6 protein-coding genes and 1 pseudogene are annotated in these 6,372 nt (G+C 54.9%); 3 read left to right on the forward strand and 4 right to left on the reverse strand.

All coding sequences use genetic code 11. The annotated features are described in order from the left end of the window. Nucleotides 1–4: 4 nt before the first annotated feature. Both ABJ205_RS02635 and ABJ205_RS02640 read right to left on the reverse strand, forming a co-directional pair. Complete coding sequence (locus ABJ205_RS02635; protein WP_348035626.1) at nt 5–874, reverse strand: nucleotidyl transferase AbiEii/AbiGii toxin family protein; 870 nt, start codon at nt 872–874, stop codon at nt 5–7. Continuing rightward, nucleotides 867–1,490, reverse strand: coding sequence for a type IV toxin-antitoxin system AbiEi family antitoxin domain-containing protein (locus ABJ205_RS02640; RefSeq protein ID WP_348035628.1), 624 nt, complete (start codon nt 1,488–1,490; stop codon nt 867–869). Before ABJ205_RS02640 ends, ABJ205_RS02635 begins: the two co-directional genes overlap by 8 nt. A gap of 130 nt (nt 1,491–1,620) precedes the next feature. On the opposite strand from ABJ205_RS02640, the gene ABJ205_RS02645 reads away from it, so the two are divergent. Then, nucleotides 1,621–4,041: a DUF4238 domain-containing protein gene (locus ABJ205_RS02645; protein ID WP_348035630.1), complete on the forward strand. Its 2,421-nt coding sequence runs from the start codon at nt 1,621–1,623 to the stop codon at nt 4,039–4,041. Between the two features lie 241 nt (nt 4,042–4,282). Beyond that, the gene (locus ABJ205_RS02650) at nt 4,283–4,915 is read left to right on the forward strand and encodes a tyrosine-type recombinase/integrase (RefSeq protein WP_348035632.1); all 633 of its coding nucleotides are present in this window, start codon (nt 4,283–4,285) and stop codon (nt 4,913–4,915) included. A gap of 643 nt (nt 4,916–5,558) precedes the next feature. Here the strand turns inward: ABJ205_RS02650 and ABJ205_RS02655 are convergent. Together ABJ205_RS02655 and ABJ205_RS02660 are read right to left on the reverse strand one after the other, a co-directional pair. Continuing rightward, entirely contained in the window at nt 5,559–5,768 is a 210-nt protein-coding gene (locus tag ABJ205_RS02655) for a hypothetical protein (protein WP_050599068.1), read from the reverse strand. A gap of 41 nt (nt 5,769–5,809) precedes the next feature. Then, nucleotides 5,810–5,980: pseudogene (locus tag ABJ205_RS02660) on the reverse strand (plasmid stabilization protein); the annotation flags it as partial. Between the two features lie 252 nt (nt 5,981–6,232). Here ABJ205_RS02660 and ABJ205_RS02665 point away from each other — a divergent pair. Beyond that, a partial coding sequence (locus ABJ205_RS02665) for an MgtC/SapB family protein (protein WP_348032719.1) occupies nt 6,233–6,372 on the forward strand: 140 nt, incomplete at its 3' end.

Here is a 6,372-nt window from a genome sequence, read left to right on the forward strand (position 1 = left end):
TCCGTCACTTGCGGGCCGCGCTGATGCGCTTGCAGGCTGGTCCGACCAGCGACCAGATCGCCTCTGCCACTTCGCTCAGGCTCACTTTTTCCAGTTCGATGGAAGCGGTGTATGCAGCCCATTGGCGTTGCTTGTCGGGGTTCTCCGTCATCTCGCTTGATAGGCCTGGCGGCCTATCTTTTGGCACTTGCGTTTCTCGTCGCTCGAATGTTGCGAGTATCGCCGCATCGAGTTCCTTGTCCCCAATCTCCAATGACTTTGGGATCGCCCAGAGATCGTAGAAGTCTTTCATGCGTCCGTTCGCGACTCCAAGTGCCACCATTGCCTGGAATTTCTCCGCGATAACCGTTTCTGGAGGATAGGACCGCACTTGCGGGGAAGGCAGATCGAGCAGAGTGGGATATTCGAGTTGTTGCGATGCATCGGCTAGCGCATCCCCAAACCCGACGTCGATCGTCACCAGGATCTTCGTTTTTTCCATATAGGCGAAGGTCTTTAGGCGTACACCGCCATATTCTATTTCTTCACGAATGGCCGTTGCAGACAGGGCTTCGCCGTCAAACTCTATGCCGTCCTCGACGGCAATGCTCATGATCTCTCGAAAGTCCTCGACGAGTTGTTCGGTGCTTTCATCACCATGACCGAGGAAATCAGCGTCACGGGTAACCCGATTGTCATCTTCGAGCCAGACCGTTACGAGCATGCCGCCTTTGAGAACGAAGCGGTCCCGGTGGCCTGATATCGAAAGGCGATACAGTAGACGTTCGAGCGCAAAGCGAACGAGCACAACATCAAAGACGCGATCTTTTTCGCGGGCAAAATTGAGCAACCGGTCTTTGACGGACCGGGCGAGGTTGACTGGTCGCTTAGCCATTCGAGGTCAGCGCTTCGAGATAGGGTTTCATTATCTTCCAGGCGCCGCCGTCGATGGCTGCTTGCGCAATATCTGCGGGCTTGGCCTTTCTTTGCTCGATGGCCGCTCTTAGTCCTTCGATTGCTACCGAACGATCGACCAGTTTGGGATTGCGGAATAGGTCGGCAAGTGTCTTCGTAACGGCGTAGATCGGAACAGAGACGCCCGCGATTTCGTGATGCTCGACACCTTGTTCCAGATAGGCGTTGCTGAATCTGACGATGCGAGTAGGCGGATAGGCAGCGCTGGGGTGCCAATCGCTGTTGCCTATCGCCACCCATATTCTTCTTGGCATCTGGTCAGTGAGACCATGAAAGGCCAGCGCCGAGAGCATGGCGATCACGCCTTTTGGGATGCGCTTGGCGGTTTCCGCTAGTGCTTGATCTGTATTGATGTCTGCATCCGCGTGCTGATAAAGACCGCGAGAGATACGATCAATCTCACCATCTTCGACAGCGCGCGCGATTGTCTCTGGATCGACACCTGCTTTGCGGAGTTCGTGGGCGCGCAGGATAGGCTGCTCGTCGAACAGCTTGAGCAGTTTATCGCGCTGGGTTGGCCTCTTTTTTGGCTCCATGTGACATTTCCTCGGACTAAATCGCTATGTATCAGAGGTTTTGTCACAAGTCACTTAGAGATTCGAATGTCCGAAAATACACCAAAGAATCATTGCGCTGACCTATAGGAACGCCTCAAAAGCTAACTCAGTGTCGAAAACGAGAAACAATCATTACGTGCCGCAATGGTATCAGGAAGGGTTCTTCGAGCCGGATCAAAATACACTTGCGTACCTCGACATGACGCCCATGCAGCACGTCCTCGCTGACGGGACATCCATCCCGGGACGTGCTAAGTTCGTCTCACCCACAACGCGCTGTTTTCGCGAGCGGGACCTCTACTCGACGTTTTTCGGAACGACAGTCAACGACGAGATCGAACGCAAACTCTTCGGCTCGATTGACACAAGGGGATCAAAGGCCATCAGAGCCTTTGTAGGCGACGATCCTGCCGAGTGGCATCGCCATTTCGAGACCCTCTTCGAGTTCATCGATATTCAAAAGATCCGGACGCCAAAAGGGCTAGACTGGCTACGCGCTCAATACCCATCGCTCAGCCAAAACGAACTCATGTACGAATTGCAGGGCATTCGCATGATGCACTGCACGATCTGGACCGAAGGAATACGTGAAATCGTGTCCGCGGAGGATGCCGATGTAAAGTTCATCGTCACTGACCACCCTGTCACCATCTACAATCATGCTGCCCCGCCGAATGATAGCCCATACATCTATCCCAACGATCCAGGAATTGCGCTGAAGGGCTCCCAAACAATCTTCCCGCTCAATCGCGACTTCTGCCTTATCCTGACTAACCTGGAATATGGCCAAGACCCCGACACGAACCCCCTCGAAAAGCGAACCTTCGCACGGAACTACCGTCAGTCGATGGTGCGAACAGATGCCTTTATCCGATCACGCAAGCTGTCTGATTTGGAAGTCGCCAACGTCAATCGCATCCTGAAAGCTCGCGCCCGACGGTACGTCGCTGCAGGTCGAGAAGAATGGCTATATCCTGAAGAGCAAACCTCGGGCCGCTGGGACGAGCTCCGAGACACGCTCTTGCCCAAAGATGAACTCTGGCGTTTTGGCGGAGAACTCTACGCAAAATACGATGATGGCCATGTACATTATCAAGACGCGTTCGGCCGGACCGAAAAGCCACGCGATTTTCTGCTCAAGACTCCGCCGAAGAAGGAACCTCGACCCGGGGATGCCTGCGGATGCGGTTCGGGCAAGCGTTACCGAGAATGCTGCAAGTCCAAACCTCTCTCATCGCGACCGACCTGGACCGAGCGTAGCATCCGCGAACGCAACCTCATGCTGTACCGCGCGGTTGTCGGCATTCTTGAGCTAGATAAAGGCAAGGATTGGACTGCGGTTCGCCGAGATCTCACCGACGAGCAAATCAGCAAGATCTACCATCTGCACGAGGGCTTATGGCCGCTTGAAACCGACCTGCTACAGCTACTTCCGAAACCCGACGGAACTCCGCGAGCGGTCTATACCGGCTCAATCCACCCAGAATCGATCACCGAATTTGCTCTGGGAGCATCGCTCCATTTCGGCGAGTTGCTCGTTGAGTCACCCTTTCTGCACGCGGGCGCTGTCCGCAAGGAATATAGCCCCGTCGAAAATCCAAGAGCGTATCGCCAGGAATTTCTCAAGACCGTCTTGTTCTTTCTGACCGTTATGCCCTTGGTGGAGGTCGGCTTGATCAACCTCATTCCCGACCCATGCAATTTCGACCCTCACCTGCGCTACCAAATGATGCACATGGCTAAAGAGCGATCGGCAAGCAGTGATCCTGACTTGGCGAAGGAGGGGCGCCTCAAAGAACTCATGGAGCAAGACTTTCAGCGCAATATCATGGCTTTGCCGGAAGAGGCACTAGAGGCCCAGTTGCGAAAAGCTTTTCCTGACATAAGCAAGGTCGATCTCAACGACGCTCTACGCGGCTTCGAACAGCTCAGAGAACATGACCCGCTAGCTATCCTGCAGGCCGATACCTTCGCTGGCGGGAAGGAAGGCGGACAGTTGAGCATGATGAAGCTCGCGCCCAATTTCGAAATGGCAATGTACCTCGCGCAAGCCACTGGATCCTCGATCGTAACCGACAGTCGTCACCGTTGGGAAGAAATCATGGGAGCGGTTCGTCTGCGCGGACAAGGAGAACAGTTTCACCTTACGAAGTTCTGGCAGAGACTCGGAGCTTCCGAATTCCTATTTCCGTTCGAGCCTGAAGCGATCGTTGAACTGTTTGTCGAGAACGCTCTTGCGGACTATCCTCCCCTGTTCTGTAAGACACTCAAGTACTTGGCCAGTGTTCAAAGCCGCGGACCGAAGCCTAACGTCGAAGCGCATCTGGCCGGTCGCTTTGACACGATACATTCCAAGTCTCAGGCGGCTCTCAAGAAGACGGGCTACGGGGCGAGTATAGCGCGCATGACCGGCCTCTTTCCTGCGAATGGAATTCAAGACAATACGGTCAACCGGCTGTTGCTAATGTCGAGCTCGGAAAACCACCTTCCACATGTGCCGATGGCATTCTTCATCGAGGCAAACAGGTGATCTTCAACTCAGGTATCAATTCAGTTTAGCCCTTCAAAAATTGCGTCCGCAAAGGAACGTCGGCAATGAGGTCGGAATCTCAAGGTCTGCTTCCTGCGTCCTTAGAACCAAGAGTGGACATTCTGCTTCCGGCCCATTTCCTGACAGTCCGGAATGCGCCCCGTCCCAGACGTAGCGATCCGATTTCTTAGTTCTCAATAGCGGACATTCTCCTTGGCCATTCCGGCCAAGGAGAAACAGAATGACATACTCACAATACGACCCTGCAACGCAAAGCCGCGTGCCTTGGAACTTCGGAGCAAAGATCGGCCCGAAGCGACCCTTCAATCAAAAGCAGATCTGGGCGATCCGGTTCTTTCTCGATCGCGAAAAGCGTGTTCGGGATCGAGCACTCTTTGATCTCGCGATTGATAGCAAGTTGCGAGGCTGTGACCTAGTCGAACTCAAGATCGGCGATCTGGTCAGCGGACCGGAAGTCAGAACGCGTGCAACAATCACTCAGCGAAAGACAGGGCGGCCAGTCCAATTCGAGATTGCTAAGGACGCCCGAGAAAGTCTGTTCGCCTGGCTCGAACTTCGAGGGGGTGCTGTTGAGGACTTTGTATTCCCTAGCCGGATCGATCATTCGCGGCATTTGAGCACGCGCCAATATGCGCGGTTAGTCGATGAATGGGTTGAAGCAATCGGCCTCCGGCCCGAGGAGTATGGTACCCACTCGCTTCGACGAACCAAAGCTTCGATCATCTACAAAGCGACGGGCAACATACGTGCAATCCAAATTCTGCTTGGGCATTCGAAGATCGAGAACACAGTTCGTTACCTCGGCGTGGACATAGAAGACGCTCTCACGTTAGCGGAGAAGACGGAAATCTGACGTTCGGGTGGTTGCTCAGAAATTCTGAGTGACCGCTTCCAGGTTCGCTGCCGCACTAGTTTTACGACAAGGAATGGGGTGGGAAGCGGCCCTAAAAATCTATCGGCCCGCTCCACACTTTGGACAATCTGGCTTACAAGGCTTCAGCAGGTTGACGCCCGAGATGTTCCAACTGCTCATACTCTGGTCGAAGAAATAGCTAACCCCACACCTATGACATTTCATGCCGCCTAAAATAGCCGGGACCAGAGAGGCAGCGGCGAGGAGAGCAGTAACGGTAAACACAATCGGCAAGCCGAAGTAGATTGAAATGAGCATAACAGCACCGAGCGCTAAGACGCCAAATTGAGCCGCACGGGCCCTCCACAGTTTCTTTGTCATCATGATTGAATGAACCAGACAGCGAACGTCCGCAATGGGGTCGGTTGCGGACAGTCTGCTTCGTGTGTCTAAATCGCTGAAACCGGACAATCCGCAATCGGCCCAGCAGCCGCCGTCGATAAGGCGTCCTGATTTTGGACGTTCACGGCTGCTTTCGGATCCCCTTTTAGCTGCCGATGCGGCGAATTCGAAAGCAGACGCAGAGCTGGAAACTGCCCGCGAGCTAAGGGCTGCTCGGTTATAATTCCGTTTAGCGTTCAGATCACCGCGGCTTACCAACCAGCCACACGCCTGTTTCTGCCACCAGTTCCATCGAACAGATCGGCATGCCATCTTCGTAGAGATCCGCGTGGCCGGCTTTGACCATGGCCTTGGCCTTGTCCAAAGCTCCGGCAATCGAGAGACATTCGAAGTCGATCTCTTCAATCACTGAATTGTGATCATCGCGGGCGCGCAGCTTGTAGCTATGCATCACTTGCTTTCCGCCCCGTTTTCGCGCGAACTCTGTTGGCCGCCCCGGCCGGAGCCGGACTTGTTGCCGCCGCCGCTTTCCTTGTTGACGGTCGCCCAGGCGCGGCGTTCGGCCTCTTCCTGCGAGACGCCGCGGTCCTCGTAGCTCTCTTCGATGTGCTCGGCCTTGCGCTTCTGCTTGTCGGTGTATTTGTCCTTGTCTCCCTTCGCCATCACGTTTCTCCTCGTGTCGTGTCGAGAACCCGTCCGCGCTAAGAGAATACATGGGCGACCCCGCATCGGGCAAGGGTCCCACGAAGAGATTGTCTCACCTTTGCAACGGGTTGTCGTAGGAGCGCTGCCCGGCTGTCTACATAAGAAAGCATCCAACCCGGCGATTGCAGCACTCGGGTCGGTTGTCCTATCAGCTTGCGGCGAGCGGAAAGACCCATCCCGGGATCCGGGCAGAAAGCGGAGCAGCCAATCATGGAACTCAACCCTGTCACATCCCTCGAATGGCTCGATTGGGATATCATCAGCCGGCTTGGCGTGGCTGCGATTCTCGGTCTGGTGCTGGGGCTTGATCGCGAATGGCGCGGCCATGCCGCCGGCATGCGAACGCATGG

Origin of the sequence: Erythrobacter sp., from assembly GCF_039988855.1 — a bacterium.
GTDB lineage: Bacteria > Pseudomonadota > Alphaproteobacteria > Sphingomonadales > Sphingomonadaceae > Erythrobacter.

Bases quoted from the DNA above. Each gene is read 5' to 3' on its own strand.
- ABJ205_RS02635 (WP_348035626.1), bottom strand. From the start codon at position 874: ATGGCTAAGCGACCAGTCAACCTCGCCCGGTCCGTCAAAGACCGGTTG.
- ABJ205_RS02640 (WP_348035628.1), bottom strand. From the start codon at position 1,490: ATGGAGCCAAAAAAGAGGCCAACCCAGCGCGATAAACTGCTCAAGCTG.
- ABJ205_RS02650 (WP_348035632.1), top strand. From the start codon at position 4,283: ATGACATACTCACAATACGACCCTGCAACGCAAAGCCGCGTGCCTTGG.
- ABJ205_RS02655 (WP_050599068.1), bottom strand. From the start codon at position 5,768: ATGCATAGCTACAAGCTGCGCGCCCGCGATGATCACAATTCAGTGATT.